Raw genomic sequence first — 18,248 nt, 5'->3', positions numbered from 1 at the left:
CGCTTAACGAGCGCGACAGCTTTCGTTCATGTGCCGTCGCCCGCGGAGGTGTAGAACATGAGCGCAATCAATTGCATGACAGCACCTGTTCGTCGTCCGTGGGAAGGCCCGCGTGATTGATGCTGGAACGCAATTGGCAAGCCAGATCAAGGAAATGGACAGGCTTATTCGATTCACTGCCCACATAGTCCGGTGCGAGTTCGAAGCCGGGACTCAGTGGGTGGTGAACGGCGGCGGCGCGCCGGGGGCGATGTCGAAGGCGCCGAGATGGAATTCCTCGCCGGGGGATGCGTCCGGCCCGCCTGGCTGCGCCAGCAGCGTGAACGCGGCCTGGGGGTAGAGCTTCCAGATCTCCAGATCGCCGGCGGTGATGGTGAGCCAGCCGAAGGTGTATATGTAACGTCCGGGCTCGGTGACCCGGCCGACCCTGTCCCACGTAATCTTATCAACCGTGACCTTGTTGACTGCCATTCGGTCCCCCGATCGCAAGTCCGCAAATGACGTCCGGCATGAGGCTCGGACCGACAAAGGCTGATCCTGCAATGGGGCCACGATAGGGCAGCGATGCGGAGGCGAGGCGGCCCGGCGGATTGCGACCGTGCTGGGTCACATCCTGTCGCGCGAGGGGCTCCATCCGCAGTATTTGGCTAGAGTTGAAATGGACCGATCCGGCTCAGGCCGACTGCTGCAGAGGCGAGCGCACGACGAGGCGGACCAGGTCATCCCGCGACTGTTTTTCGGCGAATTTGACCGCGAAGCCGTTATCGAATTTGCGGATGACCCGCCCCACACAGGCGCCGACCGCAAGCGGGGTTCCCACCGGTGGGTCGTACTCGCAGGATATCGCGACGCCCGCCGTGGAGACGTCGATGATGAAGCAGGAATGGGTGCTGCCGTCGGCGAGGGTCAGGAAGGTGTGCGAGACCTGGGGAACGAAACGCGCGTCGCGCCGCAGCTCCTGGACGCTTTCATCCCTCTGCTTTTTCTCCAGCCAGGTCAGCTTTTCCGACATCCAGGCGCGCCGCGCCCGCGTCATGTCGAGCTCCATCAGGAAGCCTGACTTCAGCGTCGCGCTGATGGTGCACTGGAATTCGCCGAAATCCTGGAAGTAGGAGGTCACGCGCTCGCCGATTTTGCCGACCACCGGCACGTCCACGATCATCCGGAACGGCGAGACGCGCTTGGTCCGGCACGCGAAGGTGCGCAACTTGCCCTCGCAATCGTACCAGCGCGGCAGCGAGTAGCTGCCGGCCACGGTGACGTCCACTGCTCGTTGCCGGAGGAACTCTGTGACGGACATGCGCGCCAATCGTGGTTTGGGATCGTTTCCGTAATTCCACGGTAGCGGGCAAATTCTAAGCAAATGATACCGTCGCCCAAGAGCAGGGGTAAATTTCCGGTAAACGCGCTTCTCCGTGGCGCTGCGGAAAGCGCGGCATAAGGACCCATTACGCTGCAGGCAATCTCACAACGTCGTCATTGAAGCGCCGTGAAGCGACGGCGTGGCGCGCCGCCTTAGGGAGATCCGAACAACAGCACTAGCAAGGCCAGCGCGCTGGCGGCCATGATGAACTGGATCGTCGTCCACGTCCGGCCGTTCAGGCTGATCCGCAATCCCAACGCCGGCAATGTGCGCAGCGTGCGCGCCGTCAGTGCTTCGACGATGGCGAGCAGAAGAGCGATGCCGGCGAGGACGGACCATGACTCCGCCGGCGGCATCCACTGTGCGAGCCAGTCGGGGACGGAGCCTTTCAAGGCGGCGAGCAAGGCGAACCATCCGAACCAGAATGCGGAGCGTTTGACGATGTCTGGGCCGATCGTTTCGGGCTCGAGGCGGATACCGATCCTTGCCAGCGCCCCTTCAATGCGCTCCCCGTCGGTCAGGACGATGAACGCGCCGAGATAGAGCGGAATGCGCGACTGGAAGAGTAGGGCGAGGATACCGAACAGGATGGCGTAGCCGACGACATCGCCGAGAATGTCCTGGGTGCTTCTGCCCTGCGGCACAGGCACAGCCGGCGCAGAATCCGCCTGCCGTTGCGGAAGCGATCTGGCGCGCGCCATGTGCTCCAGCATCTTGGCGCGCCGGTCCGATGGATACCGGCGGGGTTGGCCCAGCCACGGTGGGAGGCCCGGCGCCGTTGCCGATGCGCCGGACGAACCTTCAATCTCGGGGTGACGCTGCTCCATGGGTCTCGACCTGTTCCAACGTGACATTGGTCGGCGGCGAGAGGCGGGGAGGTTCATGCCGCCAGTAAAGAGATTGCGGCCCAGCTGTCGTGGCGCTTCATCGGGAGTCGAGCATCGCCATATGCATTGGCGCTCCCTAGCGATCATCCTTTGATGCGACTGATCCGAACCCTATGGCGCTCCAGCGGCTTAGGTTGGCGCGCCGAAAAGCGGCTGGCCAACTAACCCGGCGTCAACCCCGCGCTAGTAGCGTTGCTCTCTCGCGGATTGGTGATGAGTACCGCGAGAACGCATGGGCATTAAGAACCCGTCGGCTCCCCAGGCCGGCGGGTTTTTGCACACCTGGTAAATTTAAGGGTGGTCTGCTGCCGGTTCACTCCGCAGGGTGCACGGACACACGAAGGCCGCAGCGGAGGTTCATTCGCTGCGGCCCGCGGGAGTCAAAAAATCCGGGTGGAAAGATCTAGGTGAAATATGAAGCCAGCCCCGGTAACCGAAGTCTAATCGGGAAAAACTGGCAATGCGAATCATTTCGTCAGTTCCGAAAACGGAACCGTCAGCGCGAGGGAAGGCGCCGCCGAGGGCTGGCTAGCTGGCGGGCCCTCTACCCCGAGCACAAAGCCGCGAATATCCACGGCCCGTCCACAGCTCGTTTTGACAGGACCCAAGGCAACTTTGAATTGCTCTATAGGACAGTATCGCGGAGCCCTGTCCGTAGGGTCGGCCTCACGCATCTACCCTCATGGAGGACGACATTGACTTTCGGCAAAGCGGACGTGCTCACGTCTTCTAAAGTCGAACCGTAGCCGAGCGGTTCGCCGCACGAATTGCCGAGGTTATGGACCCGGGCTCCTAGGCACACAGGGCCCCGCTTTGTTATCAGCCCGCCGATTCAGGCTGGCGGGCCTCATCCGCATTTGTGGTTCTGGGCGTGCAGCTTCGTGCGATCTCCGGTGATGGCCTCGACGTAATCGTCGATTGCGTCAATCAGAGGCCGCGCGTAGCCCGCGGTCCTGCTCTTGATGAGATAGGTGCGAAGCCGATCGAGTTCCGCCAGATCGGTCCTGACGCGCTCTGCTTGAATGGCCTCGTTCATTTGGCGCTGGCGCTCTGCTTGCCACGCCCTAGCAGCTGCTCTGTTCTCGGCCTTGGTCATGGCGCCATCGAAGCGCGGCGCCAGCGAGAGTCAAATTATCGATTCCTAGCGGTCCGGGACGAGCGCGAGCTACTGCGGGTCGTGGATGTGGAAGACTCAGCTTCGCGAGCTCTGCCCGTAGTTCTCCGCCAGCTCGAGCAGCGCGGCGCGCTCGACCGGGTCGGTCGACGCCGCGGCTAGCTCGCGGCAGATCGCCTCAAGTCCGCATGTGTGCGCACAGGAGAAATTGGCCATGCGTTGGACGCGGCGGAGAAGGGCGCAGCCAAGTGATTTGACCTTTTTGGCGCTCCCTAGCGGAATCGAACCGCTCTCTCCACCGTGAAAGGGTGGCGTCCTAACCGATAGACGAAGGGAGCAAACGCAGGGCCCCGCCGTTGTTCCCGGCATGGCCACTGGCCGGCCGAACAGGGCCCGGCGGCTTGCAGCGGGCGAACGTATAGTGGCCTTTCCGGCTCCCGGCAAGCCGTTCGGACCGGTCTTTTGGCCCCGGTGGATAGCGCCGGCCCCGGGATGATCGGGAGGCGATTTCAACGGTTTCTTAGGGTTCCCTGCGTAGCGCTGGAGGGGGAGATTTTCCGATGCCACCTCCGAAAAAGCGCGCAGCCCGCAAGCTGCTGTCGCGGCACGCCTGGATCACGCTCGACGGCGGCTTCGCCGCGCGGCACTGCCTGGTCCAGGACATCTCGGATTCGGGTGCCAAGATCACGCTGGATGAGGACGCCAGCCAGCTGCCGGGCGTGATCCGGCTCGCCTTCGCCCGCGATGCGCGCACGGGGCGGAGCTGCCAGGTGGTGTGGCGCCGCGGCAAATCGGCCGGCATCAAGTTCATCTGATCGCTGGCATCGGCCTCCCCGATGGCGCGCGGCGCCGGCCCGGGCTAGAACGCCGCCATGCGCATGCCGCTCCTCATCCTGATCTCGCTGCTGACCACGTCCGCCGTCGCGGAGCCCCTTCGTCTGCCGCCTGCCGAGCGGCCCCAGGCGGGCACGACGGGTCCGCTGAAGGGCGCGCCCGGGAAGGCGCGCGCGGGCTCCTGCGCGGCTTACGGACCGCGCTTCGTCATGGTCGAGGGCACCGGGACTTGCGTGCAGATCGGCGGCTCGATGAGCATCGACACGACCGGGAGGCGCTGAAGGCCATGCCGGCGGATCTGCTGCGGCTCGACCTCATCGTTCCCGTGCTGATGTACTGCGCGCTGCTGTGGTGGGTCGGCCGCGGCCTGAGCTGGACGGCGCGGCTGGCAACCGCGGCGGTGACGCTGGTGCTGATCGTCTGCGTGCTGCTGGTCGAGCGCGGCTGGCGCTGAGCCCAAAGCAAAAACGCGAAAACAACCCCATGCACAGTAGCCGTCAAGTGCTGAGCTGACGCCCGTGGCTTGCGCTGAAGCACGGATTCGTCGCGCTCTCACCGCAGCTTGTGCCGCGCCACCGGCTCAGGACATCGGCGGCGCGACGAATTGCGCAAATCCGGGCCGCTTGCCGAGCTCGGCGAGCCAGCGCGTCAGATGCGGCTGCGCCGGCCTGGAGATGCCCTCGACGCCGAGCCAGCGCCGCGCATAGGAGCCGAGCGCGATGTCGGCGAGCGTGAACTGGTCGCCCTCGAAGAAGCGGCGCGAGGAGAGCAGGCGGTCGGCGATCGCCCAGATTTCGGCGGCGGCGTCGGCATCGCGCTGCACCTGGATCATGTCGCGCTCGGCGGGTGCCGTGCGCACGATGCCCCAGAACACCGGGCGGTCGACCGGTTGAACGGTCGACAGCGTCCAGTCGAGCCAGCGATCGACGCTGGCGCGCTGCTTCGGCGCTTCCGGATAGATCGGCGTGCCGCGCCCATGCGCGAGGCAGAGATAGCGCAGGATCGAATTGGATTCCCACAACACGAAGTCGCCCTCGACCAGCGTCGGGATCCGCGCATTGGGGTTCATCGCCAGATACTCGGCCTCGCGCGTTTTGCCGTAACTCATGCCGGCGTCGATGCGCTCATAGGGCAAAGCGAGCTCGGTCAGGCACCAAAGCACCTTCTGCACGTTGACCGAATTGGCGCGGCCCCAGATCGTCAGCTTGGTGTCAGGCATGAGGCGTCTCCCGCGGCGTTGTCGCTTTGCGCGGGTGATAGCGGAAATTCCTGGGTCGAGCGATGCGGCGGTTGCGGCGCTCTCATGCAAAAAGCTCCGCCGTCGGCGGAGCTTTCATTTGCAAATTCGAACCTGACGTTCAGCGGCCGAAGAACAGCCACAACAGAATGATCACCGGGATCGGCACGCCGACCATCCACAGCAAAAGGCCTCTCGCCATCGCATCCTCCTCCAATCGTTTTCGTGAAAGGAGAACGTCGGGCAAGACAGCTTGTTCCGTCCGCCGCCTCACCAATGGCCGGTATTCGGCATCGAGGCCCAGGGCTCCTGTGGCGGCTTCGGATCGCCCTTCTGCAGCAGCTCGATCGAGTGCAGGTCCGGCGAGCGCACGAAGGCCATGTTGCCGTCGCGCGGCGGACGGTTGATGGTGACGCCGGCCTTCTGCAGCTTCTCGCAAGTGGCGTAGATGTCGTCGACCTCGTAGGCGAGATGGCCGAAGAAGCGATCCTCGCCGTATGTCTCCTCGTCCCAATTCCAGGTGAGCTCGACCAGCGGCGCACCGCGGCTCGACGGCTGCTTCTTCAGCGCCTCGAGATCGTCCGCCGAGCAGAGGAAGACGAGCGTGAACCGCCCCTTGTCGTTCTCGATCCGCCGCACCTCCTTCAGCCCCAGCGCATCCTGGTAGAACTTCAGCGCGACATCGAGATTGCGCACGCGCAGCATGGTGTGGAGGTATCGCATGGTTGTTGCTCCCTGGGGGTGGAGGGTTTTTGGGTCGGCGGGGCCGGCGGAGGGAGAGATAGCAGGAAAATGCAGTGGGGGCACTGCCATACGTGCCGGTGACGTGCGGGTCAGACTCACTTTGTCCTGATGGGCCAAGCGCAGATCGTGGCCCGATACTTCAGTCGAGCCCGCGTCTGTGCAGCACCCTCTTGAGCCCTCGGGAGGGGTGGGCATAGCGCCGAAGGTGGGGCGTTAGGTAGCTGTCAAGAGAGTGGTCGAGAATGAGCGGGGATAACAACCCGCATTCCTTAGCTGTGGATAGGACGAATATCCCGGATAACTCAGACGCAGCTACGCGCGCACGCGAACCCAGTGATATTGGTTGGCCGTGAGTTTGCGCTGTCTCACCGGGACGTGACCGGCATCCGTATAGGCCCGGCTTCGTACCGAATCCGAAAACATTAAAATGGCGCCAGGCGAGGTGAATCGCCTGACGCCTGGGGTGGAGATCCCGAAGGACTCTCCGCCTGAACAACCGAGGTTCTCGCTCCACCCAGGCGCCCTGTCAATCCCGCGAGATATCGGTTCTCGCCACGATGGAGCTTGCCTGTGAAGACCCTTTCGAAAGTCCGACGTTTTTTTGCCCGCAACTGGAAATTCTTGGTCCAGGTGGGCGTCAACATCCTGACGGTCATCATGCACAAGTAGGCGGCGGTAGGTTCACGCCTTCAGCGTAGGCCAGTCGGGGTTCTCTTTCATAACCGTCAGTGGCGCTTTAGCCAGCCGAAGCTGCACGTTTCTCGGTGCGGCTCTAACGACCTCAATCGCGTCGCGGCTCAGCTTCTCGATATCCGGGTCCGGATCCGGCGGGACCTTGAACTCGTCTGGATGCAGGGCTTTCATCCAGGCATCGAAGGCCTTCATCTCGGGAGTATGTGTTCCGGTCAGTCGGTGATGGAGTACGATACCGAAACCGATGCCCATCTGCGTGTCGGGCTCGCTTACCTCGCCCTGCGTCGTGGGATCTCGATCGGCATGCTTCAGGAAGCTTGCAGCGTCGTTAAACCGCTTCCAGCCGCCAACCTCGATAAACTTACCGAGGTCGGTCGAGAAGCCATCGTCCCTATAGGACGGGTAGATGTCGTAGAGCACACGAAGAGCTGCTCGTGATAAGGTATGAACGGCCAACAGCTCTTCGCCGTTGATGTAGAGCCGGATTGCGCAATCTAGCTGGCGCTGGGCGGCTTCGAGCTTCGATATAGGCATACCGTCGCAACAAGGCCCTCGATCGGTTTCGCTTCGCTCTACCCATCCTTCGAGCTGCATCACGTTCGAACAAGCGCCGCCATCTCCTTCCAATGATAGATTCGCACCTTCTCGGTTTGATGCCGCGCGGCTTTGGCGATGGCGTGCGCGATGTCGTTGCCGGTGAGCCCGCGATAGCGGTCGGCCGGGCCGACGAGCAGCGGATTGAGCAGGCCCCATATCGCGATGATGAGGCGTTCGCGCGGGCGGTTTTCGTCGCGCGCGCCGAGGATCATCGACGGGCGGAAAATATGCGTGTGCTCGAAATCGAGCGAGAGAATGTCCCGCTCCACCTCGCCCTTGGTCCTGAGATAGAACACGTTGGAAGCGGCGTTGGCGCCGACGGCCGTGACCAGAAACACCGACCGCGCGCCATTCGCCCTGGCGATCTCGGCCGCCACCACCGGATAATCGTGATCGATCTTGTAGTACTCGGCCTCGTCAGGGGTGTGCTTGCGCGTTGTCCCCAGCGCGATGAAGATCTCGTTCGCAACCAATTGCGGCTTGAGTGCGGGCAGGGACGCGAGATCGCCGATCAGCACCGTGAGCTTCGGATGGCTCACCGCCAGCGGCTTGCGGGCCACCGCCACAACCCGCGAATAGTCGGGACTGTCCAAGAGGTCGCGCAGCAAATGCGAGCCGATGAAGCCGGTGGCGCCGAAGACAAGTGCGGTTTTCATTTAAGTTATCTTGCCTGATCGCTTGTCAAAAGTCAGGGCGAGTGGCGCCCGAAGGTCGTCGCCGAAGGCGTAGGATGGGTAGAGCACTTGCGAAACCCATCATGCTTCGTCACGCAACAAGGCCGATGGGTTTCGCTTCGCTCTACCCATCCTACGAGCTGCCGATCTCCGCTACTTGCACTCAAAACTCTCCGCGCTCTCCGGATCGCCTTTCCCCTTGTAGTGCGCATGTTGCGGATAGGCGCAAAGCGGCCGAGTGCGGCCGGGAAAGGCTGGTCCCGTCGCGACCACCGCATCGGGCGCCTTGCCGTCTTCCACCCAGTTCACGACCGCGGTGAGGAGATCGAAACGATCGAGCGTTGCGCCGCTCGAGCAGTGGCCCATGCCGGGCACCAGGAAGGCCCGGCTCGATTTCTCCCGCACCAATTCCATGCCGCCTGAATCCGCTGCCATGCGCTCGTAATAGTTCACGGTGTCGTTCGCCGAGAACCAGGGATCGCTCACACCGTGGTAAAACAGCAGCTTGCCGCCATGGCCGAAGTAGCTCGAAAGATTGGTCCAGTAGGCGGTGTTGGTGAGGCGATCCATCCCGCTCGCGTTGACCCGGTCTTCGAGTTGATCGACGTTGATGTTTTCCCAGACAGGCGGTCCGACCGGACTGCGCGCGCCCGTGGTCAGGATGCCGGGAATGGCAACGCCTTCGGCTGCCACGCCGCTGTCCCACGGGAACGGCGGGTAGACCTGCGTGCCGCGTGAATTCTTCGGTCCGGCAAAAGCCTTCTTCAAGGCATCGACCTGCGGCGGCGCAAGGCAAGAATCCGTCTTGTCATCCGTCTTGTCGCCCTTGCAAGTGAGGACCGCGGGATCGAATTGACAGGCCTTGCCGTCGAAGATCAGGCCATCCTTGACGCCGTCCTTGGCGTCGCAGGCATCGAGGATCGCATTCGTGATCAGGTTTCGCTCGGCCGCGGAAAACGTCTTGGCGGGCTCCGGCTTCCCGGAGGGATCTTTCGGCGCGATCTGGCTGAAGGCAGCGTTGGCCCAGGCGAGACCGATATTGGAGTTGCCGGTGCGCATCGCAGGCGCGCCCGCGACGATGCCGTCGAATTGCTCGGGATAGCGCGCCGACGCCAGCATGCCCTCGCGTCCCCCGGTCGAGCACCCCGTGAAATAGGAACGCTTTGCGGGCTGGCCATAGTAATGCGCGACGATCGCCTTGGCGGCCATCGTCACCTTGCCGACGGATGAATTGGCGAAGTTGAGCGCGGCTTCCTGATCCTTCAGGAACGAGGCATCGAACACCGCGCCCTGATGACCGCTATCGGTGGAGACCACGGCAAAGCCGCGCGCCAGCGCCGGCACCTCGCCGGCCGCATGATAACCCAGCGGCGGCCGGATCGAGCCGTTCAAACCGCCGCCGCCCTGAAACAAGAACCGGCCGTTCCAGCGATCGGGCAGGGCAACGGCAAAGCCGATCGCGTAGGACTTGCCCTCGACGCCGACGCGCTGATCGATCACGCCATCCGCGCGGCAGTTCGGCGGCAGCGCCACCGATACGGTGGCCGGCGCCGGCGGCGACGGCTGCACGGTCCCCGGCGCCGCCTCCGGCACCATCTCGGCCTTGGTGATCGTTGCCGTCGTTCTCGGCATCTTCCAGCCGGTCAGGTCAGCGCATTTGAGCGCGGGCGGTATGTTGGCCGAATTGTCGGCGCTTGCCGGCGAGATCGCAATGACCGTGATGGCCGCTATGAGACCCAGGCCAGCCATCGCATCATCAAGCGCCACGTTTCTTTTTCGCTGCATCGTTCCTCCCTGCGCCTTCTGAATTTTTTTGCGGCACTTAACTCACGCTGGCTGCCGGCCGATCTGCTCACCGACACTGAAACTATCTTGTGGTATTCGGGAGGTGCAGTCCAGCGGCGCAGGCTTTCAACCGCTCTCGTCATTGCCTCCGCACTTGAACCCCGCCAGAGGTCGCGCCGACCAAACGGCATGGCCGCACTCGTTGCAGAACTCCTGTTCGATCTCGTCAGAACCCTCGTGGGCAACTGGCTGAGGCAGGTTGTGGTCGCCACGTGTGCGTGGCTCGATACAAAGATTCACGGCCGCGCGGCACGCTTTGTCGTGGGCGGGCTGCTCGGGATTGCCGCTTTCTTCCTCATTCCTGTTATCGCTGACCTGCTGGGTCTTTGATGCCCTGGCTGAGGACACACCTCGTCATCGCGTTGGCCGTCGGGGCGCTCGTCTCGACGGTGCTCCTCGTCCTGGAGCCGCTGACCGACTTCGCGCTTCTTTGGTTGGAGTGGCCGGGCATCACCGCAGCGTATTTTTTCTGGGGAGCGGTCGGAGGATCCACCCTCCTCGGCATCGCCATTTCCTGGGTCGTGAATGCGCTGACCTACGGTCTGGGTGCTTTCGTCATTCTCAGCGTCATCAAGGTGCTGAGGGAAGCATGATCCCTCACGCCGCCTTCTCTTCGCCCTTCGCGATGACCTCGACTTCGAAATAGCCGAGGTCGCGGAGCTCGGCGGCTTTCTTCTCGGCCGCTTCCCTGGTGTCTCGCTTCAAGATGATCTGGCCCGCTCCGTCGCGGGCGCAAACGAAATAAGGCATTTTCGATTCCCAATTTCGTTTGCATACACATGGCGGCCGGGCGCCGCAATCATGCGGGTCAGTCCTCCAGCCCGGCCTTTTGCCGCATCTTGTCGATCAGCTCGGAGGCCTCGGCCTTGGTCAACTCGTCCTCCGGCGGGCTCACGTGCGCCTGCTCGGCGAGGGTCTTGAGATAGGATTCCTGGGCTCCCGTCATCGGATCGTCGCCGGAAACCCAGTCTTTCGGGTCCTTCCGGGTGTTGTCGGCCATCGCTGTCTCCCCTTGTTCTGTTCGTCCAACGTCGGACTCGACCCTTCGTTCCGTTTTTGTTCTCTTGGTGCTGTATTCAAAATCGCGAGGCGGAACATGCCGGACCTGGAAACTGTCAGGAGGGAGATCGAACGGATGCGCGTCCAGATGGGCAGGCAGAGGAAAGAGATCCTCCAGCTCCAGCGGGCGGGTCTCGGAACGGCCTCGGCCGAAGCGCTGCTGTCGCGGATGGAGGCGAAGGTCGAAGGTCTTTGCGCGCAGCGTGACGCGCTGAAGGCGGCACAGCCGCGCGGGGCCAGGAGCAGGGTGCTCGGCGGAAGCACGTGGTGAGCAGGCGATGGTTCGGCGACGAGAGGGAGCCGTCGTCCTTGTTGACCGCGCTCGAGGACGTCGCCGAAGAGCGACCGGACGGCGCGTTGCTTCGTTCCATCAAAAAGTTTCGAGGTCCGGAGTGCCTAGGAGTCCGGACCTCGTCACCTTGCCCCAGCCTTCAATCCCCCGCCCCATGTGGTCCCCCAACCCCATGTTGCGCGATCAGAGGGTGATGCCCGTGGAAGTGGCCGCCGATCGACGTCCCGCGATGTACGCGACATCACGATAGGATTCCATTCCGGATCACTACGGACACAGATACCGCTTGCAATGTGCCCGTTCGGCATCGGTGGTCCAGTCGCTGTTGCTTGATCCGCGGCACGCGATCGACAGGATGTCCACATCTCCTCCGCGCCGCCGGATCTCCATTTCACCGGCCTGTCATTGAACTGGTCTAGCGCTGCTCCCGTCATTGCCGACGGCGAAGGAGCAAGCCATGTCGAAACCGGTGCTGGGCGCCGCGTTGTCCATCAAATCGATCCCCGCGCATCGCGATTGGCTTCTCGAAAGGCAGCGCGATCTCGAAATCCAGGATTTCTTCCGCGCGGATCTTCTCGATAGCGATTGGCGCAGCACGGCCGGCGAGATCAAGCAGATGCTCTCGGGCCATACGGGTCGGCTCGGCATCCACGGCCCGTTCTGGGGCTTCAAGATCGACAGCCACGATCCCATGATCCGCCAGGCGGTGACCAAGCGCCTGCTTCAGGGCCTCGAGGCCGCCGAGTTCCTCGGCGCGACACAGATGGTGATCCATTCGCCGTTCACGACCTGGGACCACAACAATCTCGATCTCTATCCCGACAACCGCGCCAATATCGTCGAGCGCGTCAAGGCGACGCTCGCCGAGGTGATCGCGCGCGCGGAGACCATCGGCTGCGAGATCGTGATCGAGAACATCGAGGACAAGGATCCGCGCGACCGGGTGCGCCTCGCCAAGGCGCTCGAAAGCAGCAGGGTCCGCGTCTCGCTCGACACCGGGCACGCCAACTATGCCCACATCTCCACCGGCGCACCGCCGGTCGACTATTACGTCGAGACCGCGGGTGACATGCTGACACACGTCCATCTGCAGGACACCGACGGCTTCGCCGACCGACACTGGGCGCCGGGCGAAGGCAACATCCCGTGGGTTGTCGTGTTCCGCGCACTGGGACGGCTGAATTCCAACCCGCGGCTAATCCTCGAACTCCGCAACCACGACGACGTCCGCGCCGGCGCCGCCCATCTCGCCGCGCTCGGACTCGCCGAATAAACGACACCACAAAGGGCAGGGGTCCCCATCATGAGCAGATTTACCCGTCGCACCATCCTGAAATCCGGCGGCGCTGCCGCGGGCACATTGCTGCTGCCGCGCTTTGCGATCGGGCAGAGCGACAACCGTCCGTCGGTGACGATCGCCGTGCAGAAGGTGACGAATGCCAACGTGCTCGACGTGCTGCGCGAGCAGTCCAATGTCGGCGAGCGCGTGTTCTTCTCCTCGATCTGGGAAGGTCTGATCTCCAAGAACTGGCGCGGCAATCTCGAGGCCGTGCCGGGTCTCGCCACCGAATGGCGCCGCATCGACGATCAGACCGTCGAGCTGAAGCTGCGGCAGGGCGTCAAATTCCACAATGGCGACGAGCTCACGGCCGAGGACGTCGTCTTCACCTTCAGCCGCCAGCGCATGTTCGGCGAGACCGAGGCTAAGAGCCGCTCGACCATCCAGGCGTTCGAGAAGATCCCGACGCCGCGTCCGGGCAAGGAATTGCCGCCTGATGTCCCCGCGGTCGCTCGCCGCATCTGGCCCGACCTCGTCCGCGTCGACGCCGTCGACAAGTACACGGTGCGCTTCTACAACGCGACGCCCGACGTCACGATCGAGGGCCGCCTGATGCGCTACGGCTCCGACATCATGAACCGCCGCGCCTGGGAGGAATCCGCAAGCTATCTCGACTGGGCGCGCAAGCCGATCACCACCGGTCCCTACAAGGTGGTCGAGCTCAAGCCCGACGTGTCGCTGACGCTGGAAGCTCACGACGAATATTGGGGCGGGCGGCCGCCGCTCAAACGCATCCGCTTTCTGGAAGTCCCGGAGGTCGCGAGCCGCATCAACGGGCTGCTCTCGGGGGAGTATCAGTTCGCCTGCGACATCCCACCGGATCAGGTCGCCGGCATCGAGAAGAATTCCGCGTTCGAGGTGCAGGGCGGCACCATCCTCAATCACCGCCTGACCGTGTTCGACAAGAACCACGCCGTGCTCGCAAATCCGCTTGTGCGGCGCGCTTTCACCCATGCGATCGACCGCCAGGCGATCGTCGACAGCCTGTGGGCCGGCCGCACCCGCGTGCCGAAGGGCCTGCAATGGGAATTCTACGGTGACATGTTCAACGCCGATTGGAACGTGCCGGCGTATGATCCCAAGCTCGCGCAGGATCTGTTGAAGCAGGCCAACTACAAGGGTGATCCGATCCCTTATCGTCTGCTCAACAATTACTACACCAACCAGGTCGCGACCGCGCAGGTGCTGGTCGAGATGTGGAAGTCGGTCGGCCTCAACGTCCAGATCGAGACCAAGGAGAACTGGTCGCAGATCATGGAGCGTGGACCCGCGCGCGCCGTGCGCGACTGGTCGAACTCGGCCGCCTTCAACGATCCGGTCTCCTCGCTGGTCGCCCAGCACGGGCCGAACGGCCAGCAGCAGCAGATCGGGGAGTGGACCAATGTCGAGCTGAACAAGCTCTCGGAGTTCCTGGAAACCTCGACCGACCGCGCCGCGCGCAAGAAGGCGTTCCGCCGCATGCTGGAGATCGCCGAGCGCGAGGATCCCGCCTATACGGTGCTGCACCAGAACGCGACCTTCACGGCCAAGCCGAAATCGATCAAGTGGAAGGCGTCGCCGGCCTTTGCGATGGATTTCCGCGCCGGCAATTTCGAGGCGTAAGCCGTGACACCGCTGGTCAGCATCAAGAACCTGCGCGTCGCCTTTGGTGGCGTGCCGGTCCTGCGTGGCGTCGACATCGGCTTGCAGAAGGGCGAGGCCCTCGGCCTCGTCGGCGAGTCCGGATCGGGCAAGTCCGTGACGTGGCTCGCGGCCCTCGGCCTGTTGCCGCGGCATGCGCAGGTCACGGGCTCGGTACAGCTCGATGGCCGCGAGATCCTCGGAGCTCCTGCCGCCGAGCTTGATCAGGTGCGGGGCGGGCGGGTCGCGATGATCTTCCAGGATCCGGCGAGTGCGCTCAATCCGGTGCTGACCATCCGCAAGCAGCTCTGCGAAGCGCTGGCGCTGCACCGCGATCTCCAGGGCAACGCCGTGAAGACGGAAGCGCGACGGCTGCTCGATCTCGTCGGCATTCCCGACGCGGGCCGGCGGCTGGAGGCCTATCCGCACGAATTCTCCGGCGGCCAGGTCCAGCGCATCATGATCGCGATGGCGCTTGCCGGAAATCCCGACCTGCTGATCGCGGACGAGCCGACCACCGCGCTCGATGCCACCATCCAGGCGCAGATCCTGGAATTGCTCTCGACCATTCGCCGCGAGTTCGGCATGGCCATGGTGCTGATCAGCCACGATCTCGGCGTCGTCGCCGAGAATTGCGATCGCGTCGCCGTCATGTATGCCGGCCGCATCGTCGAGGAGGCACCCAGCAACCAGCTGTTTGCCGATCCCGTGCATCCCTATGCCCAGGGCCTGATCGGCGCGCTGCCGCCGCTCGAGGGGCCGCGGCGGCGCCTGACGGCCATTCCCGGGACCGTTCCCGATCCCGTGCACATGCCAAGCGGTTGCGCCTTCGCGCCACGCTGCACGCTGGCGGCGGAGCCGTGCGGCCTTGCCGCGCCGACCTTGGCGCCGATCGCGCATGACCGCAACGTCGCCTGCATCCGCGCCGAGGCGTCGCGCCGCGCGCTGCTCGGGATCGCCGCCGAATGAGTGTGTCGCTCGTCGAAGTGTCCGCGGTCTCGCGCAGCTACGCGATGCGCTCCGGAATGTTCGGGCGCAGCACCGCCGTTCATGCCGTCGACGGCGTGTCGCTGGCGATTGCCAAGGGCGAGACGCTCGGCCTCGTCGGCGAGTCCGGCTCGGGCAAGTCGACGACAGGGCGTATCGTGCTCGGTCTCGAGCCGCCCGATCGCGGCGAGGTGCGGTTCGATGGCAAGCCGATGGCTGCGCCGGCCACGCCGGCATGGCGCGCGCAGCGGGCGCGCATGCAGATGATCTTTCAGGACCCGCTCGGCGCGCTGGACCGGCGTTTGCCGGTCGCCGCCCAGATCCGCGAGCCCCTCGACATTCATGGCATCGGCACGCCTGCCGAGCGCGAAGACCGTGTTCGCGAACTCCTGCGCGCGGTCGAGCTGACCCCCGCGCATGGCGTGCGCTATCCCGGCGCGCTCTCGGGCGGTCAGCGTCAGCGCATCGTGCTGGCACGCGCGCTCGCCACGAAACCCGACTTTCTGGTCTGCGACGAACCGGTCAGTGCGCTCGACGTCTCGATCCAGGCGCAGGTCGTGAACCTGCTTTGCGATCTCCAGGCCCAATTGTCGCTGACGCTGCTGTTCATCAGCCATGATCTGCGCGTCGTCAGGCAGATCAGCAATGTCGTCGCCGTGATGTATCTCGGCCGCATCGTCGAGATCGGCAGCGCGGACGATCTGTTCGCGCGACCCGAGCATCCCTATACCCAGGCGCTAGTCTCGGCCTCGCCCGCGCCGGGGCGCCGCAGCGCCGGCCGCATCGTGCTCGCAGGCGACCCGCCGAACCCGGCGGCGCGCCCCCAAGGCTGTGCGTTCCATCCGCGCTGTCCACGTGCGATTGCGCGCTGTGCGAGCGAGGTACCGGCGCTTGCGGCCGTCGGCGGCAACAGGCAAGTCGCCTGTCACCTCGTCACCGGCGCCGAGACGCGGGACGCGGCCTGATGGGACGTTATTTCGCCATCCGCATCGGGCGTGCGGCGCTCACGATCGTGCTCGTCGTCACCTTCGCCTTTGTCGTGCTGCGGTTGTCAGGCGATCCGGCGCTGATGATCCTCGGACCGGAGGCGCCGCCGGAGGTACTGGCGGCGTTCCGCAAGGCTTGGGGTCTCGATGATCCCATCTGGTTCCAGTATTTCGATTATTTCGGCGCCATCGCCAAGGGCGAGCTCGGCCGCTCCATGCGCGACGGGCGGCCCGCGATCGAGCTCGTGCTGGAGCGGATCCCGGCGACGCTGGCGCTGACGTTGCCGGCCTTCTTCTTCAAGGTCGCGCTCGGCGTTCCCGCCGGCATCTATGCCGCACTGCATCGGGGTTCGGGGATCGACCGCGCCGTGATGATGACGGCGGTTGCCGGCTTCACCGTGCCGAGCTTCGTGCTGGCGCTGCTGCTCGTGCTCGTCTTCGCCGTGCAGCTCGGCTGGCTTCCGTCGGGCGGCCAGGACAGCTGGCGCCACGCGATCCTGCCCATCGTCACGCTCAGCCTCGGCGGTGCCGCCGTGCTGGCGCGCTTCACCCGAAGCGCGATGCTGGAGGTGCTTGGCCAGCCCTATATCCGCACCGCCTCCGCCAAGGGTGTTCCGTGGCGCAAGGTGGTGACGTCCCATGCGCTGCCGAATGCAGCGATCCCGACCGTCACCATTCTGGGCTTCATGGTGGGCACGCTGATCGCGGGCGCGGTCGTGGTCGAAAGCGTATTTTCCTGGCCGGGAGTAGGGCGCCTGCTCGTCGTCGCCGTCGCCAACCGCGACCTCGCCGTCGTGCAGTGCATCCTCTTGCTGGTGGCGATGACCATGGTCACGTCCAATTTGATCGTCGACTTTCTCTACGGCTTTCTCGATCCGCGGTTGCGCGCCAAGGGAGCCCACGCATGACCGACGCGACGCTGAAGGATACGACGGTTCGCCGCCGCATCAGCCTGCCCGCAATCCCGGTCTCGGTCGCGCTCGCGGTGACCTGGATCGTCGCCATGCTGGTGATCGCGGCCTTCGCGGAGAAGATCGCGCCTTACGGCTTCACCCAGCTCGACCTGCGCAACCGCCTGGCCGCGCCCGGCAATGCCGCGCACTGGCTCGGCACCGACGAGCTCGGCCGGGACGTGCTGTCGCGGCTGCTCGTCTCGATCCGCATCTCGCTGCTGATCGCCTTCGGCGCCACCGCGATCTCGGCCGTGGTCGGCACCACGCTCGGCTTCCTGGCCGCGCATTTCCGTGGGGCCGTCGAGCAGTTCGTGCTGATGCTGACCGACTTCCAGGCCAGCATGCCCTTCCTGATCATGGCGCTCGCCGTGCTCGCCTTCTTCGGCAATTCGCTGCCGCTTCTGATCGGCCTGATGGGACTGTTCGGCTGGGAGCGCTATGCCCGCATCGCGCGGGGACTTGCCGTCTCCGCCAACGCGCAAGGCTACGCCGCCGCCGTCCGCCAACTCGGAGCGACGCCGCCGCGGATCTACGTCCGGCACATCCTGCCCAACATCGCCTCGACCCTGATCGTCTCGACCACGCTGGTGTTCCCCGAGGTGATCCTGATGGAGTCGGGCCTGTCCTTCCTCGGCCTCGGCGTGCAGCCGCCGATGACCAGCCTCGGCAACATGGTCGGCTATGGCCGGGAATACCTGACGCGGGCGCCCTGGATCATGCTGGCGCCGGCTACCACCATCGTGATCACCACGCTGGCGGTCTCCGTGATCGGGGATTGGCTGCGTGACCGGCTGGAACCGACGCTGCAATAGGCCCTCCGCCGTCATTCCGGGGCGCGCCGAAAGGCGTGAACCCGGAATCCATCTGGCCGCGTGCGTGCCGCCTGATGGATTCCGGGTTCGATGCTCCGCATCGCCCCGGAATGACGGGAGAGATAGGCAGCGACGCAAACCCCGCGCCGGGAGCAGGGGAGCCCTGTCCGGCCCAAGTTCCCGTTGCGCGCGTTCCCGGCGTGCGCTATCCG

24 protein-coding genes and 1 tRNA gene are annotated in these 18,248 nt (G+C 64.5%); 12 read left to right on the top strand and 13 right to left on the bottom strand.

Translation table 11 applies throughout. The features are described 5' to 3' along the window. Positions 1-213: 213 nt before the first annotated feature. The 5 genes from RX330_RS20615 to RX330_RS20595 all read right to left on the bottom strand — a co-directional run bounded on the left by RX330_RS20615 (position 214) and on the right by RX330_RS20595 (position 3,702). Positions 214-471 (bottom strand): hypothetical protein, encoded by a 258-nt coding sequence (locus RX330_RS20615; RefSeq protein WP_212085448.1) that lies wholly within the window; start codon positions 469-471, stop codon positions 214-216. 202 nt (positions 472-673) lie between these two features. Beyond that, a complete protein-coding gene (locus RX330_RS20610; protein ID WP_317239619.1) occupies positions 674-1,300 on the bottom strand; it encodes a PilZ domain-containing protein in 627 nt (208 codons plus the stop codon). A gap of 215 nt (positions 1,301-1,515) precedes the next feature. Next, positions 1,516-2,190, bottom strand: coding sequence for a hypothetical protein (locus RX330_RS20605; RefSeq protein ID WP_317239618.1), 675 nt, complete (start codon positions 2,188-2,190; stop codon positions 1,516-1,518). Between the two features lie 907 nt (positions 2,191-3,097). Beyond that, a complete protein-coding gene (locus RX330_RS20600; RefSeq protein WP_212085442.1) occupies positions 3,098-3,346 on the bottom strand; it encodes a hypothetical protein in 249 nt (82 codons plus the stop codon). A 281-nt stretch (positions 3,347-3,627) separates the two neighbouring features. Continuing rightward, positions 3,628-3,702, bottom strand: a tRNA-Glu gene (locus RX330_RS20595). Between the two features lie 222 nt (positions 3,703-3,924). Between RX330_RS20595 and RX330_RS20590 the strand changes: the two genes are divergently transcribed. From RX330_RS20590 to RX330_RS20580, 3 genes are read left to right on the top strand one after another with little or no spacing between them, the layout of a single operon-like run. Further along, positions 3,925-4,179, top strand: coding sequence for a PilZ domain-containing protein (locus RX330_RS20590; RefSeq protein WP_212085434.1), 255 nt, complete (start codon positions 3,925-3,927; stop codon positions 4,177-4,179). A gap of 57 nt (positions 4,180-4,236) precedes the next feature. Continuing rightward, entirely contained in the window at positions 4,237-4,479 is a 243-nt protein-coding gene (locus tag RX330_RS20585; protein WP_317239617.1) for a hypothetical protein, read from the top strand. Between the two features lie 5 nt (positions 4,480-4,484). Then, on the top strand, positions 4,485-4,652 hold the full coding sequence (locus RX330_RS20580; RefSeq protein WP_097662679.1) for a hypothetical protein: 168 nt from the start codon (positions 4,485-4,487) through the stop codon (positions 4,650-4,652). 126 nt (positions 4,653-4,778) lie between these two features. On the opposite strand, the gene RX330_RS20575 is transcribed toward RX330_RS20580, so the two are convergent. The 6 genes from RX330_RS20575 to RX330_RS20550 form a co-directional block, all read right to left on the bottom strand. Next, the gene (locus tag RX330_RS20575) at positions 4,779-5,417 is read right to left on the bottom strand and encodes a glutathione S-transferase family protein (RefSeq protein ID WP_317239616.1); all 639 of its coding nucleotides are present in this window, start codon (positions 5,415-5,417) and stop codon (positions 4,779-4,781) included. 139 nt (positions 5,418-5,556) lie between these two features. Continuing rightward, positions 5,557-5,682: a hypothetical protein gene (locus RX330_RS20570; RefSeq protein WP_317239614.1), complete on the bottom strand. Its 126-nt coding sequence runs from the start codon at positions 5,680-5,682 to the stop codon at positions 5,557-5,559. A gap of 23 nt (positions 5,683-5,705) precedes the next feature. Further along, positions 5,706-6,158 (bottom strand): VOC family protein, encoded by a 453-nt coding sequence (locus RX330_RS20565; RefSeq protein WP_317239613.1) that lies wholly within the window; start codon positions 6,156-6,158, stop codon positions 5,706-5,708. Between the two features lie 702 nt (positions 6,159-6,860). After that, the gene (locus tag RX330_RS20560) at positions 6,861-7,469 is read right to left on the bottom strand and encodes a hypothetical protein (RefSeq protein ID WP_317239612.1); all 609 of its coding nucleotides are present in this window, start codon (positions 7,467-7,469) and stop codon (positions 6,861-6,863) included. Beyond that, positions 7,466-8,125, bottom strand: a complete 660-nt coding sequence (locus RX330_RS20555) for an oxidoreductase (protein WP_317239611.1) — start codon at positions 8,123-8,125, stop codon at positions 7,466-7,468. The genes RX330_RS20560 and RX330_RS20555 overlap by 4 nt, the downstream gene beginning before the upstream one ends. 171 nt (positions 8,126-8,296) lie before the next feature. Then, positions 8,297-9,739, bottom strand: a complete 1,443-nt coding sequence (locus tag RX330_RS20550) for a tannase/feruloyl esterase family alpha/beta hydrolase (protein WP_410707554.1) — start codon at positions 9,737-9,739, stop codon at positions 8,297-8,299. A gap of 378 nt (positions 9,740-10,117) precedes the next feature. Here RX330_RS20550 and RX330_RS20545 point away from each other — a divergent pair, with 378 nt between their 5' ends. Beyond that, the gene (locus RX330_RS20545; RefSeq protein ID WP_212085423.1) at positions 10,118-10,318 is read left to right on the top strand and encodes a hypothetical protein; all 201 of its coding nucleotides are present in this window, start codon (positions 10,118-10,120) and stop codon (positions 10,316-10,318) included. After that, positions 10,318-10,581: a hypothetical protein gene (locus RX330_RS20540; RefSeq protein WP_317239609.1), complete on the top strand. Its 264-nt coding sequence runs from the start codon at positions 10,318-10,320 to the stop codon at positions 10,579-10,581. The genes RX330_RS20545 and RX330_RS20540 overlap by 1 nt, the downstream gene beginning before the upstream one ends. Positions 10,582-10,585: 4 nt before the next feature. On the opposite strand, the gene RX330_RS20535 is transcribed toward RX330_RS20540, so the two are convergent. Further along, entirely contained in the window at positions 10,586-10,738 is a 153-nt protein-coding gene (locus tag RX330_RS20535) for a hypothetical protein (RefSeq protein ID WP_212085421.1), read from the bottom strand. 58 nt (positions 10,739-10,796) lie between these two features. Next, positions 10,797-10,988, bottom strand: a complete 192-nt coding sequence (locus tag RX330_RS20530; protein WP_317239608.1) for a DUF3072 domain-containing protein — start codon at positions 10,986-10,988, stop codon at positions 10,797-10,799. A gap of 135 nt (positions 10,989-11,123) precedes the next feature. On the opposite strand from RX330_RS20530, the gene RX330_RS20525 reads away from it, so the two are divergent. The 7 genes from RX330_RS20525 (at position 11,124) to RX330_RS20495 (ending at position 18,036) form a co-directional block, all read left to right on the top strand. Next, positions 11,124-11,318, top strand: coding sequence for a hypothetical protein (locus RX330_RS20525; RefSeq protein WP_317239607.1), 195 nt, complete (start codon positions 11,124-11,126; stop codon positions 11,316-11,318). A gap of 478 nt (positions 11,319-11,796) precedes the next feature. Continuing rightward, entirely contained in the window at positions 11,797-12,612 is an 816-nt protein-coding gene (locus RX330_RS20520; protein ID WP_317239606.1) for a sugar phosphate isomerase/epimerase family protein, read from the top strand. 30 nt (positions 12,613-12,642) lie between these two features. Then, positions 12,643-14,280, top strand: coding sequence for an ABC transporter substrate-binding protein (locus RX330_RS20515; RefSeq protein ID WP_212085415.1), 1,638 nt, complete (start codon positions 12,643-12,645; stop codon positions 14,278-14,280). Positions 14,281-14,283: 3 nt separating this feature from the next. Beyond that, on the top strand, positions 14,284-15,267 hold the full coding sequence (locus tag RX330_RS20510; RefSeq protein WP_317239605.1) for an ABC transporter ATP-binding protein: 984 nt from the start codon (positions 14,284-14,286) through the stop codon (positions 15,265-15,267). After that, positions 15,264-16,250: an ABC transporter ATP-binding protein gene (locus RX330_RS20505; RefSeq protein ID WP_317239604.1), complete on the top strand. Its 987-nt coding sequence runs from the start codon at positions 15,264-15,266 to the stop codon at positions 16,248-16,250. Before RX330_RS20510 ends, RX330_RS20505 begins: the two co-directional genes overlap by 4 nt. Next, positions 16,250-17,179 carry an ABC transporter permease gene (locus RX330_RS20500; RefSeq protein ID WP_317239603.1) on the top strand — a complete coding sequence of 310 codons (930 nt, stop codon included), beginning with the start codon at positions 16,250-16,252 and terminating at the stop codon, positions 17,177-17,179. Before RX330_RS20505 ends, RX330_RS20500 begins: the two co-directional genes overlap by 1 nt. Continuing rightward, on the top strand, positions 17,176-18,036 hold the full coding sequence (locus RX330_RS20495; protein WP_317239602.1) for an ABC transporter permease: 861 nt from the start codon (positions 17,176-17,178) through the stop codon (positions 18,034-18,036). Before RX330_RS20500 ends, RX330_RS20495 begins: the two co-directional genes overlap by 4 nt. Positions 18,037-18,248: the final 212 nt, after the last annotated feature.

Origin of the sequence: Bradyrhizobium sp. NDS-1, assembly GCF_032918005.1 — a bacterium.
GTDB classification, from domain to species: Bacteria; Pseudomonadota; Alphaproteobacteria; order Rhizobiales; family Xanthobacteraceae; genus Bradyrhizobium; species Bradyrhizobium tunisiense.
Note: the sequence above shows the minus strand (reverse complement) of the source record. Positions and strands in the feature narration are given on the sequence as shown.

What these genes read in the sequence shown, in the direction of transcription:
- RX330_RS20530 (WP_317239608.1), bottom strand. Translation starts at nt 10,988, where the DNA reads ATGGCCGACAACACCCGGAAGGACCCGAAAGACTGGGTTTCCGGCGAC.
- RX330_RS20615 (WP_212085448.1), bottom strand. Translation starts at nt 471, where the DNA reads ATGGCAGTCAACAAGGTCACGGTTGATAAGATTACGTGGGACAGGGTC.
- RX330_RS20540 (WP_317239609.1), top strand. Translation starts at nt 10,318, where the DNA reads ATGCCCTGGCTGAGGACACACCTCGTCATCGCGTTGGCCGTCGGGGCG.
- RX330_RS20555 (WP_317239611.1), bottom strand. Translation starts at nt 8,125, where the DNA reads ATGAAAACCGCACTTGTCTTCGGCGCCACCGGCTTCATCGGCTCGCAT.
- RX330_RS20505 (WP_317239604.1), top strand. Translation starts at nt 15,264, where the DNA reads ATGAGTGTGTCGCTCGTCGAAGTGTCCGCGGTCTCGCGCAGCTACGCG.
- RX330_RS20550 (WP_410707554.1), bottom strand. Translation starts at nt 9,739, where the DNA reads ATGGTGCCGGAGGCGGCGCCGGGGACCGTGCAGCCGTCGCCGCCGGCG.
- RX330_RS20525 (WP_317239607.1), top strand. Translation starts at nt 11,124, where the DNA reads ATGCGCGTCCAGATGGGCAGGCAGAGGAAAGAGATCCTCCAGCTCCAG.
- RX330_RS20605 (WP_317239618.1), bottom strand. Translation starts at nt 2,190, where the DNA reads ATGGAGCAGCGTCACCCCGAGATTGAAGGTTCGTCCGGCGCATCGGCA.
- RX330_RS20535 (WP_212085421.1), bottom strand. Translation starts at nt 10,738, where the DNA reads ATGCCTTATTTCGTTTGCGCCCGCGACGGAGCGGGCCAGATCATCTTG.
- RX330_RS20520 (WP_317239606.1), top strand. Translation starts at nt 11,797, where the DNA reads ATGTCGAAACCGGTGCTGGGCGCCGCGTTGTCCATCAAATCGATCCCC.
- RX330_RS20585 (WP_317239617.1), top strand. Translation starts at nt 4,237, where the DNA reads ATGCGCATGCCGCTCCTCATCCTGATCTCGCTGCTGACCACGTCCGCC.
- RX330_RS20565 (WP_317239613.1), bottom strand. Translation starts at nt 6,158, where the DNA reads ATGCGATACCTCCACACCATGCTGCGCGTGCGCAATCTCGATGTCGCG.
- RX330_RS20600 (WP_212085442.1), bottom strand. Translation starts at nt 3,346, where the DNA reads ATGACCAAGGCCGAGAACAGAGCAGCTGCTAGGGCGTGGCAAGCAGAG.
- RX330_RS20580 (WP_097662679.1), top strand. Translation starts at nt 4,485, where the DNA reads ATGCCGGCGGATCTGCTGCGGCTCGACCTCATCGTTCCCGTGCTGATG.
- RX330_RS20575 (WP_317239616.1), bottom strand. Translation starts at nt 5,417, where the DNA reads ATGCCTGACACCAAGCTGACGATCTGGGGCCGCGCCAATTCGGTCAAC.
- RX330_RS20515 (WP_212085415.1), top strand. Translation starts at nt 12,643, where the DNA reads ATGAGCAGATTTACCCGTCGCACCATCCTGAAATCCGGCGGCGCTGCC.
- RX330_RS20500 (WP_317239603.1), top strand. Translation starts at nt 16,250, where the DNA reads ATGGGACGTTATTTCGCCATCCGCATCGGGCGTGCGGCGCTCACGATC.
- RX330_RS20610 (WP_317239619.1), bottom strand. Translation starts at nt 1,300, where the DNA reads ATGTCCGTCACAGAGTTCCTCCGGCAACGAGCAGTGGACGTCACCGTG.
- RX330_RS20545 (WP_212085423.1), top strand. Translation starts at nt 10,118, where the DNA reads ATGGCCGCACTCGTTGCAGAACTCCTGTTCGATCTCGTCAGAACCCTC.
- RX330_RS20495 (WP_317239602.1), top strand. Translation starts at nt 17,176, where the DNA reads ATGACCGACGCGACGCTGAAGGATACGACGGTTCGCCGCCGCATCAGC.
- RX330_RS20590 (WP_212085434.1), top strand. Translation starts at nt 3,925, where the DNA reads ATGCCACCTCCGAAAAAGCGCGCAGCCCGCAAGCTGCTGTCGCGGCAC.